A 20,676-nucleotide genomic window follows, 5' to 3' on the forward strand; every position below is an offset into this window, starting at 1 on the left:
ACGAAACTACGAAACGCAGACGTTTTCGTCGAGACCCATTGGCCTACCTTAAACAGATTGAAAACAAATTATGTTAGCAAATTAGTCAACCGTAGAAAAAAAACGAGATAAGTTTTCTTTAAACCTAGAGAAAAAACATGTCAATTCAAGTATGTTGAAAATTATAGCAAAATAAAACAATTCTTAAAATCAGAAAAAATTTCATCTGGTATATTATCTACGGTATCAATTTATTCTGAGACTCAAGAAACCTTTGAGACACTTTCTAAAGAACTTACTGATTTAACATTATTCTTGAGTTCGCTGACACTCAATACAAACTATGCACATTTGACTGAATACTACTCAAGTGATTCTCTAGTGAAAATTGAAGTTTCTAATTCAATAATTTCTAAAATTCACAACAATGTAATCATTGATAATCATCATATAACAGCAGGACTCTTAAAAGCATTTGAAAAATCATATCAAAAATTTAAAGATATTAAAGCTGTTTTGGATTTGAACAGATATATTCATCTAATGACTGAGCTTCAAAATCAAAAAATTATCGAATTAAAAATGGCGAACTTAATTTTAGTATTTGAAAACCTTTTATCCAAATATTTGGTTTTACAAGGTATGGAGATAAATGAAGTTGAAGACTTAAACATACAGCAAAAACTCGGAAGGGTTAATAAGGAACTTAAGTTCATACCTAAGAATTTATTAGGAGATGAATTTAGAGCTGGAGTTAGAAATCCATTATTCCATACAGGTAGTATCCCTTTTAAATCGATAGAGGAGAAAATTGAGATATTCAATGAATATTATGATTTGCTAATTAGGATATATTTGAAGATAATTAGCGTAGAAGGATGTTATATTTCAAGAAAAAATTATTTACCTGAATTAATCTAAAAGGATGTGAGGGATGCGGCTACAATTGTAGTCGCATTTTTAGTTTGATCATTGTCATAATTGTTATAGTGTGCCGTTTTTAAAAGCTCATCGTTCTATAATACTATTTCAAGCAACTGAACATAAAAGTGTTCTCATGAAGCATCAGAGTGACATGATAAATTTATGTATATTAATTATTAAATATATTCTTAAAGTTATACTTGTAGTAATACTTGAAGTTCTTCTTGAAGTTTTTCTTGATGGGTGTTATCATAAAATCAACAAATACAGGAGGCGATAATATGACAGAACAACAGCAGAAGATTAATGTCATTCGGCAATTGCTTCAGGACAAAGAAACAGAAAAAGAAGAATTAAAAAAACAAAGTGATCTTATAATGATGCAGATAAAGCAGGTCGACAATGCAATAGAGGCATTCGAACTTGAGCTTGCGAAATTAACGGGTAAAGCAATTCCAATTAAAGAAGTTCCACTTAAAGGGGCCGAGATTGGAGTAGCAGCGCTTGAAGCTCTTCGCATTATGGGTGGAGAGGCGCATTATACGGAGGTCAAAGCTGAGATTGAAAAGACGCATTCAATCAGTGGCATCGACGACAAAAGTAAGGGGGATTCGGTTTGGAACCAACTTAACAAGAATTCTTTTGTTGAAAAGTTAGGACGAGGGTTGTTTCGAATTAAAGAGAGGCCTGAAAGCTAGAATAGAATAAATAATGTGTATAGTTTTTCTTTAACAAAGAAGATTAAATTTCGTGGGATGAGGTACGGTGGGATCTCCATGTATAGTTAATCAGTATTAGAATAATATTAATGATTTTTGCCTTTCTACGTTTGTTTAATTTGAAGATTTCGATCCCACCAATAACCATCGCATGTTTTTTAATGTCGGCGGCTATTATCAATACAATTGAAATGATATAATTAGAAAAACTTTTGTTTATTTGGAGGATTTATCAAGTGGATGAATATTATTTATTCTTAGACGAGAGTGTGACTCATAACGGGGCTTTCCTTGATCAAGTTTTTTGTGTTGCGGGTGTTGTACTAAAGAAAGAGGACTATGAAAATAGTCTAATTCCGTTAATGAATGATTTGAAGAATAGTATATGGAGTGACTTACCTAATCCTACTGATTTGGTTTTGCACGAAAAAGAAGTGAGAGAGGCACAATTTAATCGAAAACCGAGAGCAGATATTAAACCTCATTTTAGAAGGTTTCGAAATTCTCAATCATTGACCCCACTATTTAGTGGATTGAAGAATATTCTTGATACGGTCCCATGTCATGTTCTTGGGGCTGCAATTCATTTTAATACTCTGAACAGCTACTTTAATTGTGATATACAAACGACAAGCTATTTAACTGCAATGCAGATTGTACTTGAAAACTATTGTCAATTTTTGAAAACTAAAAATGGTGTAGGGCATGTATTTGTTGAATCTAGAGAGGCTCAAGACACTGAAGTGAGGATGCATTTCCATCATATTAAAGCCATGGGAAGCCTCTTTGTCAGTCCTCATGCGATGCAAAAATTATTAAGAGATATTTCCTTTCCACCGAAAACAGAAAATAATGTTGGGCTACAAGTTGCCGATTTTATTCCTAATCCATTCGCTAGAAATACTTTGGGAATAAAGCAAAATAAGCATAATTTATATCAAAATTTGAGGGGATTAAGGTATGATGGAAGTATCGGGAAATTTGATCGTTTCGGTATTAAGGTCATGCCTTAGTTAAATCCAAGATTTAAGCTGATTTTTGAATTACTTTATTGACATACTACCTTTTTGGACTTATAATAACTTCAAAAGGGATTGGGGAACTTTGCTTAAGGCACATGATTAATTTCATGGAGATTATAACTTACGGCTTTCTTTGAGAAAAGTGAGTTTTTAATCCGAAGTTCACACGCAAACTCTTTTTATTTTTTTGTTTTTGTTTGTATAATTCTCTTCATGTTTACATATTACTATACAAAGGATTGGGGAGCGTTGCTTAATTGCACATGATTAATTTCATGCTGTCGCTCACATGCAATCCTTGTTAACGGTCCCCGTAAGGGGACCGTTTCTTTATGCTCATTTTCGTGAGGTGGAAAAGGAAAGTTAGGCATTGATCCTTCCTGGTATTCGTAACAAAATTCGATATTTGTTAAGTTAAACGAACTTTATTGTGCTGAGGCGGCTGGTACGGCTATTTCGAACGTGGCGCGTAGCTTTGCCAGGTCCACAACGAGTTTTTTGATGTGACGGATTGTCTCGAAATCATCTTCTTCGATTTCGAGCACTTCTATTCCGTTAACTTCCGCGCGAATATTATCCTCTGCGTCCTTTAATATTTTGAGGATTCTTGGACTAAGCGTGTCGGAAGGCTCATTGCCAAACGCTGCAATTCGGTACATGCCTCTACCGACTTTCTCCATTTTTCCGCCGTGATTAAGGGCTTGTATGGAACCTGCAAAAACTCCATCTGTGATTGTGATCTTGGAATCAACATGTTTTCTCATTTCAGCCCAGGCATATGCTTTCGACGGATCGCTGCTTAAAAGTTCGAGGATCAGAGCCTTAGTTTGTCCGCTTGGAGTTTTTGTTTTCAATTAAATTCCTCCGTTATAATTTGGCGTAAACCTTGTTCTTATTAAGAGAATACAGCATTGATTGGTTTTTGTCAATAAGTTTCATAAACTTTGCGTATTATATATTTATTTGTTCACTTCCGTGGATGAATGCAAGTTTTGTTCCTCTTCTTTTCCTACAATAACTTATGCAGCATGCTTTTATATCAATTACGCTGATTGTAGACTCTATAAAGAGTAACCTGAATTTTAATGTTTCTTTTAATTCCTCTACATTTTCCACATTTGGAGATATTGAACTACCTATATGGTTATCCTCAATTTTATCGCTATCATTACAAATGGTACTCTTCAGGATAAATATCCGTCGTATCTGAAATTTTAACTGTATCTAGATTTCAGCATCGATAGGTTATTAATTTAAAAAATAGTGTTTCTCCATAAATGTTGATATATACCATATTGAAAATTGAGATTATAATATTATGGTTACACAACAAATCTGCGTTATAAAATAAATAGCTTAATTTACAAAAGGAGAATCAAGTTTGAGAAAAAGAGAATTGCTAAAAATAATTCAAAATGAAGAGAATTTGACAACTGAATTTAAAGAAAATATTTCAGGCTTGAAATCCGATGACATCGTTGCTTTTGCTAATTCACAGAAAGGGGGCTTCATAATAATTGGCATTAAAGATGATGCTTCAGCTACTGGAAGGCAGAAGGGAACAATAATTGGATGTCAAATTAGTGATTCGAATAGGCTAACTATATTAAGCAAAGCCCAAAATTGTCGACCTGCGGTAAATATTGAGATCAGCTCTGCAAACATTGAAGGTAAGGATGTATACGTAGTTGTGATTCCAAGCGGTGAATATAAGCCCTATTGCACAGAAAGCGGGACTTATAAAATTCGTGATGACGGTAAGAAGCGGGCGTTGTTTCCTAATGAATTACTAACATTATTTATGGAAAGCGAACGGGATAAATTTATTACGAATTTTAAAGATGTCACAAATAATTTAGAACATCAGCTTACGTTAACTAGAGAGGCGATTATTAATGAAACAGACAAGATGCTAGATACATTAAAAGATTTTGAATTTTCCGTCCAAAATACGTTAGATACTATTGAAAGTGCTGCTGACAGTGCTGAGTCAAATTCAAGTAATGTAGAGTATACCGTTGATAAAATGGAAGATACCGTAAATGATATTTGGGAAATACTTAAACATTCACTGTATTTGTTGCCTATAATAAGTACAAAAAATACTGAGCCAGAAAATATAGATCAACAGGAACAAATTGCGAAGGAAATGACAAAACATTTCTTGAAAAAATATGATGGAGAAAGTACTGATCCGACTGACAAAGAGATAAAAAATCATATTTTCTTTTTAAGAATTTTATTTCCCCGATTAAGCAATAAGCAAATTGTTGACCTTTGGAATCGTGAAAAAGTTGAGATTGTTTCAACTTAGAATGATTTATAATAAATACACTTGTCTACTTGTAAAATAAATTTTGGTGAGATAATGACGAAACGGAGTTCAAGATGAACGCGGAGATAAAAGAACTTGCTACGGTCGATATCAAAGCAGCCATGCGAAAAGAATATATAGAGAATGAACTGTTTCTCTCCAAGCAGTTTATTAAACATACAACCCCGCGATATATTAAAGAGATTACGTTTTATACAATGGCTCGTAACCATGTAATTCATACCTTCCTTAGCCTAACTGAGAGTGAACAAACAATACAGGCTTTACGAGAAACAAAGTCGCCAAGTCAAGAGTATGTAGAACTTATGAATAAACATCGAGCTATGCGTTATCCCTTAGCCATCAAGGTAAAAGCAGAGAAATCCATATATAACGACTACACTCATGTGGATTATAAACGGAAAGCGCATTTTCTGGACCAAGCTTTACCTACACCTAGTCGCAGGGAAAGCGTCTTTAATAAATTGGGTGGAGTTCTAGAATTGCTTATTTCCTGGGGGTGGGTAGCTTTTTGGATAATTGTAATCTTGATTTCTATATTTTCAGATAGCGATGATTCCTCATTAACTGGTTTAGACAAGTCAAGTAATAACAAGGACACTTTTCATAGTGGAGGCATATTAAACGGTAATACTAATTCTAAGACTGTAGAAGATACACCTCAAATCATAGATGCTTCAAATGAAGCGGGATATGGCAATCCTGGCGATAGTAGTCATGATGCACCGAGCTCCAAGAATTCAAACGCGCCCACGAAACAATCATCAGAGAATAGCGAGACTTCATCAAAAAAATCCGATACACAATCCGCGAATCAGAATGTCAAAACACAAACACAAAAAGTTCAAGTAGGTCCAATAAGAAATCATTTAATTTCAGCATCATATTTCCTCCCTGAATCAAATGGAAATGGTATATTCGAAATTTATGACGGTTATACAATTGAACTAATGGAAAATGAGAAGGTTGTTATTGATTTTGAAATAACTTCAGATATTGACCCTGTTTTTAAGCTTAACGGTGAAGTGGTGGAATCACATCCAACAACAAATGAAGATGTCGAGTGGATATCATTTTATCAGACAAAACAAGTAACAAAAGTCGAGGTGAACATCAACGAAGAAATACATAATTTTTATTTCGTTCCTATGGAGTAGGGGCATTACTCTAAAGTTGAACGGGATTTTGGGGGAGAACAAGATGTTAAAAAAAATGTTATTGATTGTTGTCCTTTCGATTACACTGACTGGTTGTAAGTCTAACAAACCTGAAGAAATTTCAAACTCAGCAGCACCGATAGTCCCCTCTGGAGCAATCGCCATAGTAACACCTGTACCTACGCCTATACCACAAGAAAATGCTCTAAAGGGTTATTTATTTACAGAAGAGACAGGCTTGCTTTTTATTAGTTGGACCGAACAGCAGCAAGAGTTAAATGGTACGATGCAGCGGACATCAAAAAGTAAAGAGAAAATCGAAACGGAATCTTATCCCTTTACAGGGGGAGTTAGTGACAAAAACATCAGTCTTAATTTTCAAGGTGGGATTTTCAGCGGTCTAAACGGGATAACGATAACGGGCACTTTTGACAAGGGTTCGTTAACTCTGTACTTCCCAAATCAAAAAGATGGAAGTTTGTTGCCTGCTTCGTTCACTGTTGCAACTGTCGATGACTATAATCAGGCAGTGAGTATCCTACGAAACGAAATAGAGCAGAGTAAAGCCTTGGCGGCAAAGCAGAAGGAAGTTGAAGAGCAAGAACTTGCTAATAAAAAACAACAAAGTGCTGTGGAACATGCGAATCAACGCTTATCCGAAGCCATTCAACTATTAATTAAAAATATGGAATCCAATAAGAATATTGCTAAGGAATTTGAGGCCGTATTTCAGAGTTATGAACAGCACTGGGGAGAAATGAAGAAGCATAAGCAGGATCTCCTCAACGCAGCTAAAGTGAGACCGTTTAATTTTGATCAGCTTTATATTGTTCAGGACAAGCTCTACATCCTTGGAAATGATGAATATCAAATCCAGAACGATGCTTATCAAATTGGAAATGTTGAATATGACTTTAGTAATTATTTGGATGCTTTGAAGAGCCAAGGAGAGGGAATTAGGTTGGGTTGGGAGCAGCTTCAAACAGCAGCAGCCCAAAATAGCTCAGGGACTCCGCTACCTAAATACACAGAGGTTGAGGTGAATGGGTATATGGAGAATTTAGAACAAGAACTGACTGAGGTAGAATCCACTTTACTGGAAAAAAAGAAATCAGCTAGTGTGTATGATGAAAAAGCAAAAAACTTGCTACAAGAGATGACGGACTATGTTGATGGTTTAGTGGCTGTGGAGGATGAATAGCTAGGATAAATTGGAGGGTGAAGCGTGCTTACGATTGAAGAGTATATGGCTCGTAGGAAGAAAGAAGATCAGATAAACGAATTCAGTTTAAAGGATCGAACCGCTAACATGAAAATATGTGTCGATTATGTATTTGAGTATTTTAATCAGTACCTCGACATCACGAAAATGGATGAACAAACCATATTAAATGATGAGCGTCTGGACAAGTACAGAAAGAGTATATCTTTATATGAAATTGAGGTTCAAGATTGGTTAGTACAAATTTATGATGATCATAACAAGCAAATCGATCGTTCGATAGGACGCTCACTGAAAAAAGATGATTTATTTTTTCTATATAATACCGATAATGAATTTAGGAGTTCCTCCTATGAAATTTATGCGCTTGTTATTAAAAAAAATCCTTTTTTAAAGGATCAGACTGAAATGCTATATAGATTCATTAAGGACTTCTATCAGATTCAAAGCCAACCCAGGGGTACAGAGTTTCAGATAAAGATTTCTGATGAAGTGGATTTCTGGATAGAAGAGACGTGGAAAAAGTACAAGGTTAACCTGTATGCTTTCTGTTCTCATTGGGTTGAACACTTTTTTGATCATGATGAGTATTGGCCGCGATCGCATAAAATAGAAAGTAATGAACAATGGATTAAGTATAATTATGATTTTAAGCAGAAGAACAATTTGTTTAATTTAAACACGCTTTATCCGCGTATTTCAGGGAAACCTTTTATAAAAGGGAAGAAGCAGTATTTAGAAAACTTGATGATGTATTTTTGGCTTCACAGTATTGTGAATGATGATGAAAATTATTGGGATGAATATTTGGGATGAATATATGGACAAGTACTCTAGAACCGAAAATAAAAAAGCGAACTCATAAAAAGTTCGCTTTTTTTATTTTCATATGACCGGGATATAGTATCTATTTTCGAGTGGTAGCTTTTGTAATACTATTCATGAGTGTACTATCCCTTATAATTTGGTACTATTATCTATAGAAAATAATTACGCTTAGTTTCAATAAGCATTAAGGGTAATGTGATACACATGATTCAATGGATCAAGATATATTTTCGGAAACGAAAATTAATTAAAATGCTTCAACAATTGTCCTCCGAAATGATTCTTCTTCCAAATTCTGAGCCGAACTTTATTCATCATCAAGAAAAATTAATGTTGCAACGATATCTTATTTCAGATGAGCAAATAGCTACGTTCCTAAATCCTCACGTGCATGGGTTTTACTCTGAGGAATCCCCTTATAAAATTAATTCCGTTCTTGAAACGTATTTTGAGACTGCCAAAATTGAGTTTGCTACATTCCCAATGTATATCCAACTAGTAGGCATCTTTCAGAATCAAAAATTAAGATATTGGACTTCCTACGCTAATTTCGAAAAAGCTATTCAAAAGCAGAATCAATTAATCGAGGCTCATACTCAAAAAGCTGAAATGTTTCTGCTCGAAATCGATAAAATTCGTCAGGATTATTTTACACATTCAATACTTGCTCGTTTGGTCAATCATTATAAAGATACTTACCAATTTTTTCGTTCTGGAGAGCAAAACGGGATTTCGTCATGCATTAAACAAGGATACATATACTATGATCTATAAATGAGCAAAAACGGATACAGAAAATAGCAAAATAGAACTAAGCGATTTTGAATCGCTCGCAGACGGCCTGAAATGAAATGCCCTTTTGGGCAGATTCATAGACAGATCGGAGGCGGTCTCGCTGGACTTTCTTGCGTACGAAGCGTAGGCCATCGCCAAAAGGGCAAGGGTCTCCCAGCCCGACTGTGCAGTACAGATGAGTCCAAGTCAAGAGTATCCACAATCGAATAAAAGCTTTAGCTGAGCCAACCTGATACGTGTCGAAGCCTAAATTGTTTTTGGATTGCCGAAAGAAAATCTCAATAGGCCAGCGTTTGGCATAGTAGGATGCAATGGTTTCTGTTTCCAATGAAAGATCGGTACAACAAAACGCGCGCAATACCTTCGGCTGCCCAAAAGCCTGCTTCGGCCAGCAAAGTAAAACCACGGCGTTGTGGATTCCATTCAATGCCCCTTCGTAGCGATACATCCAGTACGACGAACCGTTCACGGTGACGAGGCGAACGTCTTCTTTGCGGATGTGCTGGGCGAAGTCTTGGATGGAGACCCGGATGCCTTGAGGGTAGAGAATCCGATTGGTTTTCAATGCACCGATGACATGATAGCCTGCCGCTGCGTACGCATCCATGACACGGGGACAGGTAAACCATGAATCGACCAGACAATAGCCGCCATGAGGCGGGAGAGGCAAGGTCTGAGCCAGGTCGCAGACCCGGTCGATTTTGGAATAGACGGAGCCGTCCGGGTGAGTGATTGACTTGTCGTAGAGGTCAATCGAATGAATCAAGGACAGGTCGGAACACCCTAAAACGGTAGCCTGCACCTGATGTCCCCAGACAACCTTGCCCAGCAGATGAGAGTGATGAAAACCGGCTTGCTCGATGGGAGAACGGGCCTGTGACGAAGGCTTTGTTTTCTGAGCAATCGTATCGTCGTGAATGACAAACAGCGGCTCCCCCGTGCGTTGGGAAGTCTCTAGGATCTGGCGGAGGGATTCCGTTTTGACTTTGTGTTGTAGCACTTCGTCGTCCCATACTCCTTGGTCGAGAAAATGGCCGAGTGTGGTCCGATGGCAGTCGCTGTATTCCGCCAAATCGGTCACGAAATCCTTTAGCGGTTGCTGCCGTCATGTAAGTTTCCAGATGGGCTAAAACAGGCTTGGAATAATACAAGGGCAGCCGATGCTGCAACAAATAGTTGCGGATCGCAGTAGGTTCAGGTACGATGGCGGTATGAGACATTGTGATTTCCCCTTTGTTAAAAGTTGGTTGTGGTGACTACTTTTTAACACAAGGAAAGCACTTTGTCTCTATTCTTTTTGATTTTACAGTTTACTGGAAGTGAATTTGCTCATTTATAGATTTAAACAAATGCGCTTATCAATTTTCTATAGATGATTACTATTGTATAAGCCGCCAAATAAGAAACGTGACTCCAAGCAATGTTCCATCCGTTTCCATAATCGACGATCCCTACTGAAAAAGCCCCGTACTCCATTATTGTAGTCAATAGGCTATAGAAGGCTAAAAAAGTTAGTGTTGAATACTTTTTTGAATCGATACTATTTATCATAAAACAGCTCAATACAGGATAAATTCCAAAATCAAACGGAAGGGAAGCGATATCGTAAGGTTCGATTTTCCAAAAATCGAAGTGAAAACCGATTATATTCATTAACATCGCAATGCTAGATACAACGGGTACATAAGTGATAAAAAGAGAAGGTTTTCTTTTTAGATAATGGATGCTAATAATCCAAGGTAATATGAATGCAATCAAAATATAAAAGTAAATATTTATAATCATAAGTCCCCCTCGATCAAATTCTTGAACCGAAAAGATCCCCTTTTCATAGTTATTTCCTTATGTGCTGCACCCATTCGTGCTAGGGGGGCATATTGCGAATTTATACCGGGGATAATGAAAGGGAAGAAATAAAAATGAAGCAGTAGCTAATGAGGAATTCCTCCTTTTCACACAGGCTCCCCTGATGCTTCCATGATTATTCACCGCAAAATGCCTTTACATTCTCCTTTGGTGACTATATAATTGCAATAATTGTATACGGATTTAACCGGAGGAGCCTGCCAACAGCGGGCTCTTTTTGTGTTTTTTTACTGGAATAAATTTACTGCTGTGGAGGGTTTGAAATGGAAATGAACAATGAGAGCATCATGGTGTGTGTGCATTATGGGCCGCACGGGCAGCGGTTAATACAGCGGGGAGGACAATTGGCCAGATTGCTCAATGCCCCGCTGATGGTACTCACTGTAGATGCATCCGGAGACAATGAATATAACAGGGAGAAGCAGCAGTACCTGTCTGGCTGGGAGAATCAGACCAAGGAGGCTGGCGGACAATTTGTGATCCGCAAATGTAATGGCAAAAAAACGGTTGATGTGATTGTGGAGACTGCAAAGGATAACAAAATTACACAAATTGTACTCGGACAATCAAGTCAAACGCTGTGGCAGGAGATTACACGGGGAAGCTTTATCAATGATCTGCTGGAGCGGATGGGTCCGATTGATCTTCATATCGTTGCGGTACAGCGGTATCCGGAGCTGCTTGAGCAGTCCCATGAGCAAGGATTCTCTGCTTATCTGGTCAAAGAGGGCGACCGCCATATCCTTATGGATGAACCGGATGGGAATGAAGCCATGAAGGGGGTTTTCTTTCGTGAGCTCGATACAGATTTCAATACCGGCCTGTTCAAAATCGTCAGAAACGGTGAAGCGCAATATTTGAGAATTGTACAGAACGAATGGGTGAAGCCCCGTTAAGAGGATTATACCAATACTAGAAAGGGGGATTAAGCCTTGCTGCATATGATTATCCTGCTTCCGTTTTTGCTGGCTGCGCTAATGCTGCTGATGAAGCAGAAGAACACCCGGTTACACCTGGGCTGGATCGTTCTGCCCCTTCCTGCGGCTCTCTTCATTTATTTCCTGATGAGAATTCCATCCATCCGGGCGGGAGAGCCTATTGAGAACAGTATCACCTGGATGCCGTCCTTTGGGGTGAATATCTCGCTGGTACTGGATGGGCTCAGCTTGCTCTTTGTCCTGCTGATTACCGGAATGGGTGCCCTGGTTGTGCTCTATTCGATTTATTATCTCGATAAGCTCATGGAGGGAATCCGCCAGTTCTATATATACCTGCTCATGTTCATGGGAGCCATGTTAGGAGTGGTGCTGTCAGATAATCTGATGGTGCTGTACGGATTCTGGGAACTGACGAGCATATCCTCGTTCCTGCTCATTGCCTTCTGGCACCGCCGGGAAAGATCCTCCTATGGAGCAATGAAGTCCATGCTGATCACGGTGTTCGGCGGTCTGGCGATGCTTGCCGGATTCAATCTGCTATATGTAATGACCGGCACTTATAGTATACGTGAGATTATTGCACAGGCTGGGACCTTAACTGAAAGTGGAATGTTTATCCCGTCCATGCTGCTTATTCTCTTGGGAGCCTTTACGAAATCCGCCCAATTTCCGTTCCATATCTGGCTGCCTGATGCCATGGAAGCGCCGACTCCGGTCAGTGCGTATCTTCACTCGGCTACCATGGTTAAGGCGGGGATCTATCTGGTAGCGCGGCTCACCCCGCTGTATGCCGGACAATCCGAGTGGTTCTGGCTGGTTTCAGTCACAGGACTGGTAACTCTGATCTACGGGTCGTTCAAAGCCATCCGGCAAACCGATCTCAAGGCCTTACTCGCATACTCCACGATCAGTCAACTTGGCTTGATCATGTCTTTGCTTGGACTGGGGTCGGCGGCAGCCTTCTTTACCGGTACGGGGGATGCGGTTTTCTATACGATGGCTACTACAGCAGCGCTCTTTCATCTTATTAACCATGCTGTATTTAAAGGCAGTCTGTTTATGGTTGTGGGCATCATTGACCATGAGACGGGTACCCGTGATCTGCGCAAGCTTGGAGGGCTTATGTCTCTCATGCCGGTCACCTTCTCTATCGCATTGATCGGGACATTCTCCATGGCCGGATTGCCGCCGTTCAGCGGATTCCTCAGTAAAGAAATGTTCTTCACTTCTGTACTCAATATCCGGGAGTTTGACATCCTGAGCTCAGGATACTGGACCCAGCTCTTTCCGGTGATTGCCTGGATTGCCAGTGTATTTACCTTTGTATACAGCATGATCTTTGTCTTCAAGACCTTCCGCGGCAAGCTGAGGGAAGACAAACTGGATAAAGTGCCTCATGAAGCTCCACTGGGTCTCTTGCTGTCACCGGTGATTCTAATTTCACTGGCTGTAGTGTTTGCTTTCTTCCCTGACCTGGTCTCTGCTACGCTGATTGAACCGGCAATGTCTTCCATCCATACGGGATTACTCGCACCGGAAGAAGCCTTTGAGGTTTCTATTCATTTCTGGCATGGCTGGACACCGGAAATCTTCATGACCCTCGGCGTTATAGCAGCAGGTACGCTGTTGTTTAGAATCTATACCCGGTTACGTGTACTAGACCGTGAAGCCGGCGGCACCAATGCACTGAGCCGTATGTATGACTTCTCGTTAAGACTGCTCGAGCAGGGTTCAAGACGCTTAACCGATGCCTATATGACTGGCTCGGGTCGCCATTACCTGATCTATATTTTTAGCTTTTTCATCATTTCCTTGCTCACAGTTCTGCTCCGGCAGCCAGGCATTAGCTTTGGTATGGATCAATATGCCTCATTGTCTTTTTATGAACTAGCGGTTGTAGCAGCAATGCTGCTGGCTGCCTTTGCAGTTCCATTTGCCAAGTCACGTGTGAGCGCGATTCTGTTCACCGGTGGTGTGGGGTACATGGTGACGCTGCTCTTCGTTCTTTTCCGGGCACCGGATCTTGCACTCACACAGATGATTATAGAGACCGTATCGGTCATTCTGTTCCTTCTTTGTTTCCGGTATTTACCGAAGCTGAAGAAGCAGAAGGAGCCGCTGCGTTTTAAGCTGCCCAATCTGGTGATAGCGGCTGGAGCCGGGATCACGATGACGTTGATTGCTCTGGCGGCGATGGGTACCAGTCCGTTTGAACCTATCTCCGAGTTTTTCTTGAAGGAAAGCTACAACCAGGCTGGCGGCAAGAATGTTGTCAACGTCATCCTGGTAGATTTCCGCGGGTTTGATACTTTGTTTGAAATCATGGTGCTTGGCATCGCCTCACTGGCCATTTATGGTCTGATACATCTGAGAATGGAGACGGAATTGCCGCCGCTGGAGCCTGCCAAGAAAGAACTATTGCCGCTACGCAGCAATGATGTGATTCTACAGACGGTCTCCAAGGGGATTGTTCTTGTCATTCTGATATTCTCCCTTTATCTGTTCTTTGCCGGACATAATCATCCCGGGGGAGGCTTTATCGGGGCTTTGATGGCTTCTGCTGCGCTTATGCTCATTGCAATTGCATTTGGCATGGATCAGGTACGTAAGGTGCTCCCTGTGAATTACCGGCTGCTTACTGCTTCCGGGCTCATGCTGGCTATTCTGACAGCGTCAGGTTCATTCCTGTTTGATGCTCCTTTTCTAAGTCATACGTTCGGCCACTTCTATCTGCCTGTACTCGGGGATACGGAGCTGGCGACTGCCGTCCTGTTTGATCTTGGCGTATTCCTGGCCGTAGTCGGTGTGACGATGACCATCATTTTATCGATCGGAGGGGAGAAGAAATGGAACTCGTAATGGCGGTAGCGGTCGGAATTCTCTTCATGATCGGTGTTTATCTGATTCTCTCCAAAAGCCTGCTGCGCATTGTGCTGGGAACCTCCTTGCTGACGCATGGAGTCCATCTGCTGCTGCTCACGATGGCCGGGCTCAAAAAGGGTGCAGCCCCTGTACTAGGCAAGGCGGATACCTATGTTGATCCGCTGCCGCAGGCGCTGATTCTAACCTCCATCGTCATCAGCTTTGGGGTCACAGCCTTCTTTTTCGTACTCGCATACCGGTCTTATCAGACGCGGGGTACTGATGAAATGGACAGCATTAAGGAGGACAACGAATGAGCAATCTATTGGTGCTCCCGATTCTCATTCCGCTGGCTACGGCTGTCATCCTGATTTTTCTCAAAGAGAAGATCCGGCTTCAGCGCGTGATTAGTGCGCTCAGCGGTCTATTGAATATTCTGATTGCGGTGCTGCTGGTTACACGTGTCCATTCAGAGGGCATACAGACCCTGCAGATGGGGGGCTGGCTCCCTCCGTATGGCATTGTATTTGTGGGGGATATGTTTGCTGTATTGCTGGTAATGATGGCTTCGATCGTCAGTTTTGCGATTCTGTGCTACTCCTTCAGCAGTATTGGAGAGCAGCGGGAGCGGTTCTATTATTATACGTTCTTTCAGTTTTTGCTTGTCGGGGTATACGGTTCGTTTCTTACCGGGGATATATTCAACCTGTTTGTCTTTTTTGAGGTCATGCTGATTTCTTCTTATGCGCTCATCTCACTCGGAGGGACCAAGCTTCAGCTAAGAGAAACGTCGAAATACCTGCTCATCAATATTGTATCCTCAACACTGTTCGTAGCTGCGGTAGCTTATCTCTATGCAGCGGTAGGAACACTCAACATGGCGCATCTGTCCCAGCGTATCGCTGAAGCGGGACAAGGCGGCGTGCTTAATGTGATTGCTATTTTGTTCTTGATTGTATTCTCCCTGAAGGCCGGGCTGTTCCTGTTCTTCTGGCTTCCAGGGTCCTACAGTGCACCTCCGGCGGCTGTCAGAGCGTTGTTCGGTGCCCTGCTGACCAAAGTAGGACTCTATGCAATCATCCGCACCTTCACGTTGCTGTTCGTGAACGATCCCGGCTTCACCCATGACTGGATCGCCTGGATGGCTGCTGCTACCATGATCCTGGGCAGCCTGGGGGCAGTGGCTTATAAGGATATCCCGCGGATTCTGAATTATAACATCATTATCAGCGTTGGATTTGTAGCCTTTGGAATCGCTGCAGGGACTGCAGATTCAATGAATGGGGCAGTCTTCTATCTGTTGCACGATATGCTGGCCAAGGGACTTATGTTTATTCTGGGCGGGATGATTATATCCGCAGCCGGAACGGACCGGCTTGGAAGTATGGGCGGGATGATCAGAAAGTATCCGCTTCTCGGCTGGATGTTTTTCATTCTGGCACTCGCCCTGGTGGGGATTCCGCCGCTTAGCGGTTTTGCCGGCAAAATTATGATCCTCCGCGGAGCGTTGTCAGAGGGGATGCTTACGTTGTCTCTAATTGGTCTGGGGTCAAGTTTTATGGTGCTGTTCTCCCTGATGAAGGTGTTCCGGCTGGCATTCTGGGGAAATGAACCCAAGGAAGAGCAGCCTAAGGTGAGCTTGAAGGCTGCTTCGGCTGTGGCTGCCGGCTTGCTGCTGCTTGTGATTGCAATGGGGATCGGGGCGGAGGTTGTGTATACTTATGTATCGCAGGCTGGTGACGTTCTGGCTTCACCTGCGCTATATATAGAAGCCATAATGAAGGAGTAGAGGAGATGGCCTTACAATTCCTGTTTAATCTGTTGATTGCCTTTCTGTGGATGGCGATAAATAATAATAACTCCGGTTCAACCTTCGTTGTAGGTTATCTGCTGGGCATCGGGCTTTTACTGTTATTTAGGAAATCCAGGTCCCAGTCCCGGCCATTCTATCTCATACGTATATGGGCTGTACTTAAGCTCCTGCTGATCTTTGCCCGTGAACTTACGGTTTCGAATTTCGTGGTCATAGGTCATATTATCCGTCCAAAACTGGCTATACGTCCCGGTATCTTTGCTTATGAGACTGCTTTGACCACGCCCTGGGAAGTTACACTGCTCTCGTGCCTGATTTGTCTGACACCGGGAACCCTGACCCTGGATGTTTCCAAGGATGGCAAGACGCTGTACATTCATGCAATTGATATTAAAGATGCAGAGCTGCTGGTCACGCAGATTAGAGGCACTTTCGAACGAGCGATTAGGGAGGTGACCCGTTAATGATCCCAGTTATGCTAACCGTGGCCATGATCATTCTGGCTCTGGCGATGCTGGCCTGCCTGTTCCGTCTCCTGAAAGGGCCAACCCGCTCCGACAGGGTTGCCGCACTCGATTCGATAGGCATTCATGTACTTGCTATGATAACCGTCTTTAGTATGCTGCTGGATACCCAGGATTTTATAGAAGTCATCCTGGTTATCGGGATTCTGACGTTTATTGGTACTACGGCACTGGCCAGATATATTGAACGGGGAGCCGTTATAGAGGATGGAGGGAACCCCAATGACAGGTGAACTGATTAGCTCTATTCTTGTGGTAATGGGCGCAGTCTTCTGCGGCTTAAGTGCCTTCGGCTTAGTACGGCTGCCCGATGTGTATCTGCGTTCACATGCTGCTACCAAAAGTGCAACCTTCGGGGTACTCTGTTTGCTGACAGGAGGCTTCCTGTACTTTTGGTTCAAAGACGGAACGGTTAACGTCAAGCTTCTGCTGGCGATTGTATTTGTATTCATCACTTCACCGGTAGCAGGTCATTTAAATGGCCGGGCTGCCTACCGTTCCGGAGTGCCCCTATGGAAGGGAAGCGTTCAGGATGACCTGAAGTCACTGAAGGAAGAAAGTAAGGAAACGTCTGTGAAATAATAGTTAATCGCTGAATTCCTTATAGGAAGCGGGGGAACCAGGTTACATGGGGTGAATCTCGGAAAAAACGAGTAGGGCTACTTTCAGGCCCGAATCCGGCAGCTAACCCCGCAAGCGTTCATGAGAGGATGCACTATATATGCCGTATATTGAATTGAATGGAACATCGCTGTATTATGAGATGTCGGGCAGCGGTCTGCCCATTGTTTTTATTCATGATTATTCGACCTCTCATCATCTGTTTGAGCCGCAAGCGGATTATTTCAGCAAGCGTGTCAAAGTGATCGTATTCGATTTGAGAGGGAACGGACAATCGGGTAAAATGGATGTGGAGATCAGCCGGATCGTAGACACACAATGTGAAGATTTGAAGCTGTTATTGGATGCTTTATCTGTAGAGAAGGCTGTTATCGTAGCTTGTTCCAGTGGTGCTGTGCTCGCCCAGAAATTCGCCTATCTGTACCCTGAACGGGTAATGAATATGGTATTGGTGGACAGTTATTTTCAGGAGGATTACACGGCGAGAGGCAGTAAAATGAAAGGAATCTTTGAGGTCTGCGCATGGGCGGCTCATTATCTTCCTGCCGAAATGTTCATCCGTTCCTTGCGCATCACCTACAATAAATGGCTCTCGGCTTATCATATTCTCAGGAAAGAGCTTGTGCATGAACGGACAACGGAATTAATTAAGCAGCGGCTGGCACTTAGACAAACGGACAGCTACGGGTTCGCATTACGGCTGCAGATTCCTGTTCTTGTTGTATCCGGGAATCAGAATGAATGGGCGCTGGAGCAGGTGATAAGAACAGCCGGCAAGTATCCGTCTGCCCGTCTGGCGATCCTTGAGGATGCGATGTATCCGACTCATCTGTGTCAACCCCAGCTCTTCAACCGTATATTACTGGATTATCTTAGGGAACAGCATAGTTTTCAGCGGGCGGCAGCTGGCAACTAACTTGAATTATAATGGGAGCCAATGATATGTTCTTTAACAAAATCTCATCCTTCATCACAAAACTCAAACTGACCTCATCCAGAATCATTTTACTCGGTTTTGCAGTCCCTATACTTCTTGGTACAGTGCTGCTGGCCTTGCCGATATCTTCGTCCAGCGGACTTAGTATAGGATGGCTGGCAGCACTGTTTACTTCGACTTCAGCCGTATGTGTAACGGGACTCGTTGTACTTGATACCGGTACCGACTTTTCTCATTTTGGACAGATGATCATCTTACTTCTGATTCAAATTGGCGGATTGGGATTTATGACATTCAGTGTTTTGATTGCCGTGATCATGGGGAAAAAGATTGGACTAAAAGAACGTCTGCTTATCCAGCAATCATCTAATTCTGTAACAACACAAGGAGTCGTGCGGTTATCACTCAATATCTTTCTCATTTCATTTATCGTGGAGACAACTGGAGCTATAGTGTTGGCCCTTCGATGGGCCCATGAACTAGGAACAACAAGGTCCATTTATTATGGAATATTCCATTCAGTGTCTGCCTTCAATAACGCCGGATTTGGATTATGGCCAGACAGTCTGAGCCGCTATGTGGGTGACCCGTTAGTTAATATTGTTATCTCTTTTTTGTTTATCATCGGCGGGATTGGATTCACGGTGATTCTGGATCTGTACCGGAAAAGAAGATGGAGAGCTCTCTCCTTTCATACAAAAATAGTTTTAATTACCTCTGGGCTCCTTTGTATGGCAGGGTTTTTGGTGATTTTTGCGATTGAACTCTTTAACACGAAAACATTCAGTACTCTCTCATGGAGTGAAAGAACTTGGGCGGCATATTTTCAGGGTGTTGTTACCCGGACAGCCGGCTTTAATTCCATCGATATTGGAGCAATGCTCCCGGCTTCACAATTTTTCATGATTTTCCTGATGTTTGTAGGGGCTTCGTCCGGATCGACTGGAGGAGGTATAAAAACGACCACTTTTGCTGTACTCATGTTAAGTATCGTCTCAACGATTAAGGGGAAGACAGATGTGCAACTGCTTAAAAAACGCATCTCTCAGGATATCATATTCAGGGCACTGGCAGTAATGACCATATCCCTGGGTGTAGTTCTTACAGCCACCTTTCTTCTATCCATTACAGAATATGCTCATCCTAAAGACTTCCTGGCGCTTCTCTTTGAAGCAACCTCTGCATTTGGAACCGTAGGAATGTCTATGGGAGTAACGCCAGAGCTTTCGCCACTGGGAAAATGCATCATCATAATTACAATGTACATAGGGAGACTAGGGCCCTTGACTTTAGCTTTAGCACTGGCACAAAAAAATGTGAAGCAAAAATATCGGTATCCGGAAGATAAGCTGCTTATTGGCTAAAGTTTACTGAACAGATATTGAAAACTGAAACAGCAAAGTAGAGTGGAATATGTTTTAAAAGGCTCCTGCCAGTGATGAATATTCTCTGGCAGGAGCCTTTTTGTTTACATCACAAAAATTATTAATTCTCTAAATACCTGTACAAAGTCGATTTGCTGATTCCTGTTTGTTCTTTAATCTCATCAAGTGTATAGTTTTTAGACTGATACATGAGGATGGCCTTCTCAACGTTTTCATCTGCTTTTCTAGGTCTTCCAGGAATATTCCCTTTTTGCTTCGCCTCAAAGAGTCCCCGTTTAGTTTTTTCACTAATTACATCGCTTTGGAACTCAACTAAGTGCTTTACAATATCACTAAATGAATATCCTTGATTCTATATTAAGATAGTCGGAGAGTAAGGAGGCATTTTATACTACTCGTAATATTGAGAACTGCCTAATCGGGTGAAAAATAGTAATGAACGCTTATCCATCCCCTAAACATATCGGGTTTGTTTTTTCCCTTGAACCTTTCCCTATAATCCAACAGGTTGTAGATTTACCGAAATATAGTTATATTTTGGGAAATGCATGAAGGAGATAGGGAATGAAGGTTCTTATTAGCTTTTGTAAGCCATATCTAATGTTGGAATCAAAATACCGTGAACCAGTCGAGTCTGCTGATTGCCCGTGATCTGCGTGTGGATGGATTCGGCCGGTTGATCGGCCATCCCTATAACGCCTCGAAAGATAAAGCAGCGGCGGGTACTTCACGCAGAAGCAGCAGATGAA

Annotated in this window: 19 protein-coding genes, 2 pseudogenes and 1 riboswitch; of the genes and pseudogenes, 18 read left to right on the forward strand and 3 right to left on the reverse strand. The window is 41.7% G+C overall.

Annotated elements, in window-relative coordinates; genetic code table 11:
* Positions 1-360: 360 nt before the first annotated feature.
* From ACFSX3_RS00360 to ACFSX3_RS00370, 3 genes are all read left to right on the forward strand, one after another.
* Positions 361-900, forward strand: coding sequence for a hypothetical protein (locus ACFSX3_RS00360; RefSeq protein WP_209992496.1), 540 nt, complete (start codon positions 361-363; stop codon positions 898-900).
* Positions 901-1,184: 284 nt separating this feature from the next.
* Positions 1,185-1,601: a hypothetical protein gene (locus tag ACFSX3_RS00365; protein ID WP_209992495.1), complete on the forward strand. Its 417-nt coding sequence runs from the start codon at positions 1,185-1,187 to the stop codon at positions 1,599-1,601.
* A 257-nt stretch (positions 1,602-1,858) separates the two neighbouring features.
* Complete coding sequence (locus tag ACFSX3_RS00370; protein ID WP_209992494.1) at positions 1,859-2,635, forward strand: DUF3800 domain-containing protein; 777 nt, start codon at positions 1,859-1,861, stop codon at positions 2,633-2,635.
* Between the two features lie 434 nt (positions 2,636-3,069).
* On the opposite strand, the gene ACFSX3_RS00375 is transcribed toward ACFSX3_RS00370, so the two are convergent.
* Entirely contained in the window at positions 3,070-3,498 is a 429-nt protein-coding gene (locus ACFSX3_RS00375) for a hypothetical protein (RefSeq protein ID WP_209992493.1), read from the reverse strand.
* A 527-nt stretch (positions 3,499-4,025) separates the two neighbouring features.
* Between ACFSX3_RS00375 and ACFSX3_RS00380 the strand changes: the two genes are divergently transcribed.
* The 5 genes from ACFSX3_RS00380 to ACFSX3_RS00400 all read left to right on the forward strand — a co-directional run bounded on the left by ACFSX3_RS00380 (position 4,026) and on the right by ACFSX3_RS00400 (position 8,960).
* A complete protein-coding gene (locus ACFSX3_RS00380; protein WP_209992492.1) occupies positions 4,026-4,958 on the forward strand; it encodes an AlbA family DNA-binding domain-containing protein in 933 nt (310 codons plus the stop codon).
* A gap of 74 nt (positions 4,959-5,032) precedes the next feature.
* Positions 5,033-6,136, forward strand: coding sequence for a hypothetical protein (locus tag ACFSX3_RS00385; protein WP_209992491.1), 1,104 nt, complete (start codon positions 5,033-5,035; stop codon positions 6,134-6,136).
* Between the two features lie 43 nt (positions 6,137-6,179).
* A complete protein-coding gene (locus ACFSX3_RS00390; protein WP_209992490.1) occupies positions 6,180-7,337 on the forward strand; it encodes a hypothetical protein in 1,158 nt (385 codons plus the stop codon).
* A 24-nt stretch (positions 7,338-7,361) separates the two neighbouring features.
* Complete coding sequence (locus ACFSX3_RS00395; RefSeq protein ID WP_209992489.1) at positions 7,362-8,174, forward strand: hypothetical protein; 813 nt, start codon at positions 7,362-7,364, stop codon at positions 8,172-8,174.
* Positions 8,175-8,390: 216 nt separating this feature from the next.
* Complete coding sequence (locus ACFSX3_RS00400) at positions 8,391-8,960, forward strand: hypothetical protein (RefSeq protein ID WP_379256810.1); 570 nt, start codon at positions 8,391-8,393, stop codon at positions 8,958-8,960.
* 37 nt (positions 8,961-8,997) lie between these two features.
* Here the strand turns inward: ACFSX3_RS00400 and ACFSX3_RS00405 are convergent.
* Positions 8,998-10,201: pseudogene (locus tag ACFSX3_RS00405) on the reverse strand (IS701 family transposase).
* Between the two features lie 909 nt (positions 10,202-11,110).
* On the opposite strand from ACFSX3_RS00405, the gene ACFSX3_RS00410 reads away from it, so the two are divergent.
* From ACFSX3_RS00410 to ACFSX3_RS00450, 9 genes are all read left to right on the forward strand, one after another.
* Complete coding sequence (locus tag ACFSX3_RS00410; RefSeq protein ID WP_209992487.1) at positions 11,111-11,743, forward strand: universal stress protein; 633 nt, start codon at positions 11,111-11,113, stop codon at positions 11,741-11,743.
* A gap of 45 nt (positions 11,744-11,788) precedes the next feature.
* Positions 11,789-14,644 (forward strand): Na+/H+ antiporter subunit A, encoded by a 2,856-nt coding sequence (locus tag ACFSX3_RS00415; RefSeq protein WP_209992509.1) that lies wholly within the window; start codon positions 11,789-11,791, stop codon positions 14,642-14,644.
* Positions 14,632-14,964 (forward strand): Na(+)/H(+) antiporter subunit C, encoded by a 333-nt coding sequence (locus ACFSX3_RS00420; RefSeq protein ID WP_173128094.1) that lies wholly within the window; start codon positions 14,632-14,634, stop codon positions 14,962-14,964. The genes ACFSX3_RS00415 and ACFSX3_RS00420 overlap by 13 nt, the downstream gene beginning before the upstream one ends.
* On the forward strand, positions 14,961-16,436 hold the full coding sequence (locus ACFSX3_RS00425; protein WP_209992486.1) for a Na+/H+ antiporter subunit D: 1,476 nt from the start codon (positions 14,961-14,963) through the stop codon (positions 16,434-16,436). Before ACFSX3_RS00420 ends, ACFSX3_RS00425 begins: the two co-directional genes overlap by 4 nt.
* A gap of 5 nt (positions 16,437-16,441) precedes the next feature.
* Positions 16,442-16,924 carry a Na+/H+ antiporter subunit E gene (locus ACFSX3_RS00430; RefSeq protein WP_209992485.1) on the forward strand — a complete coding sequence of 161 codons (483 nt, stop codon included), beginning with the start codon at positions 16,442-16,444 and terminating at the stop codon, positions 16,922-16,924.
* Positions 16,924-17,217 (forward strand): Na(+)/H(+) antiporter subunit F1, encoded by a 294-nt coding sequence (locus ACFSX3_RS00435; protein WP_209992484.1) that lies wholly within the window; start codon positions 16,924-16,926, stop codon positions 17,215-17,217. The genes ACFSX3_RS00430 and ACFSX3_RS00435 overlap by 1 nt, the downstream gene beginning before the upstream one ends.
* A complete protein-coding gene (gene mnhG / locus ACFSX3_RS00440; protein WP_209992483.1) occupies positions 17,207-17,566 on the forward strand; it encodes a monovalent cation/H(+) antiporter subunit G in 360 nt (119 codons plus the stop codon). Before ACFSX3_RS00435 ends, mnhG begins: the two co-directional genes overlap by 11 nt.
* Positions 17,565-17,698: riboswitch (cyclic di-AMP (ydaO/yuaA leader) on the forward strand. It overlaps the preceding gene by 2 nt.
* 7 nt (positions 17,699-17,705) lie before the next feature.
* Positions 17,706-18,521: an alpha/beta fold hydrolase gene (locus tag ACFSX3_RS00445; protein ID WP_209992482.1), complete on the forward strand. Its 816-nt coding sequence runs from the start codon at positions 17,706-17,708 to the stop codon at positions 18,519-18,521.
* 26 nt (positions 18,522-18,547) lie between these two features.
* Positions 18,548-19,906, forward strand: coding sequence for a TrkH family potassium uptake protein (locus ACFSX3_RS00450; RefSeq protein ID WP_209992481.1), 1,359 nt, complete (start codon positions 18,548-18,550; stop codon positions 19,904-19,906).
* A 121-nt stretch (positions 19,907-20,027) separates the two neighbouring features.
* On the opposite strand, the pseudogene ACFSX3_RS00455 reads toward ACFSX3_RS00450, so the two are convergent.
* Positions 20,028-20,273: pseudogene (locus tag ACFSX3_RS00455) on the reverse strand (helix-turn-helix domain-containing protein); the annotation flags it as partial.
* A gap of 273 nt (positions 20,274-20,546) precedes the next feature.
* Between ACFSX3_RS00455 and ACFSX3_RS00460 the strand changes: the two are divergent.
* Positions 20,547-20,675, forward strand: coding sequence for a hypothetical protein (locus ACFSX3_RS00460; RefSeq protein WP_379256806.1), 129 nt, complete (start codon positions 20,547-20,549; stop codon positions 20,673-20,675).
* The last annotated feature ends 1 nt before the right edge of the window (position 20,676 follow it).

Origin of the sequence: Paenibacillus rhizoplanae (assembly GCF_042684125.1) — a bacterium.
Lineage (GTDB): Bacteria > Bacillota > Bacilli > Paenibacillales > Paenibacillaceae > Paenibacillus_AQ > Paenibacillus_AQ rhizoplanae.

What these genes read in the sequence shown, in the direction of transcription:
- ACFSX3_RS00365 (WP_209992495.1), top strand. Translation starts at nt 1,185, where the DNA reads ATGACAGAACAACAGCAGAAGATTAATGTCATTCGGCAATTGCTTCAG.
- ACFSX3_RS00385 (WP_209992491.1), top strand. Translation starts at nt 5,033, where the DNA reads ATGAACGCGGAGATAAAAGAACTTGCTACGGTCGATATCAAAGCAGCC.
- ACFSX3_RS00390 (WP_209992490.1), top strand. Translation starts at nt 6,180, where the DNA reads ATGTTAAAAAAAATGTTATTGATTGTTGTCCTTTCGATTACACTGACT.
- ACFSX3_RS00400 (WP_379256810.1), top strand. Translation starts at nt 8,391, where the DNA reads ATGATTCAATGGATCAAGATATATTTTCGGAAACGAAAATTAATTAAA.
- ACFSX3_RS00410 (WP_209992487.1), top strand. Translation starts at nt 11,111, where the DNA reads ATGGAAATGAACAATGAGAGCATCATGGTGTGTGTGCATTATGGGCCG.
- ACFSX3_RS00415 (WP_209992509.1), top strand. Translation starts at nt 11,789, where the DNA reads ATGATTATCCTGCTTCCGTTTTTGCTGGCTGCGCTAATGCTGCTGATG.
- ACFSX3_RS00420 (WP_173128094.1), top strand. Translation starts at nt 14,632, where the DNA reads ATGGAACTCGTAATGGCGGTAGCGGTCGGAATTCTCTTCATGATCGGT.
- ACFSX3_RS00425 (WP_209992486.1), top strand. Translation starts at nt 14,961, where the DNA reads ATGAGCAATCTATTGGTGCTCCCGATTCTCATTCCGCTGGCTACGGCT.
- ACFSX3_RS00430 (WP_209992485.1), top strand. Translation starts at nt 16,442, where the DNA reads ATGGCCTTACAATTCCTGTTTAATCTGTTGATTGCCTTTCTGTGGATG.
- ACFSX3_RS00435 (WP_209992484.1), top strand. Translation starts at nt 16,924, where the DNA reads ATGATCCCAGTTATGCTAACCGTGGCCATGATCATTCTGGCTCTGGCG.
- mnhG (WP_209992483.1), top strand. Translation starts at nt 17,207, where the DNA reads ATGACAGGTGAACTGATTAGCTCTATTCTTGTGGTAATGGGCGCAGTC.
- ACFSX3_RS00445 (WP_209992482.1), top strand. Translation starts at nt 17,706, where the DNA reads ATGCCGTATATTGAATTGAATGGAACATCGCTGTATTATGAGATGTCG.
- ACFSX3_RS00450 (WP_209992481.1), top strand. Translation starts at nt 18,548, where the DNA reads ATGTTCTTTAACAAAATCTCATCCTTCATCACAAAACTCAAACTGACC.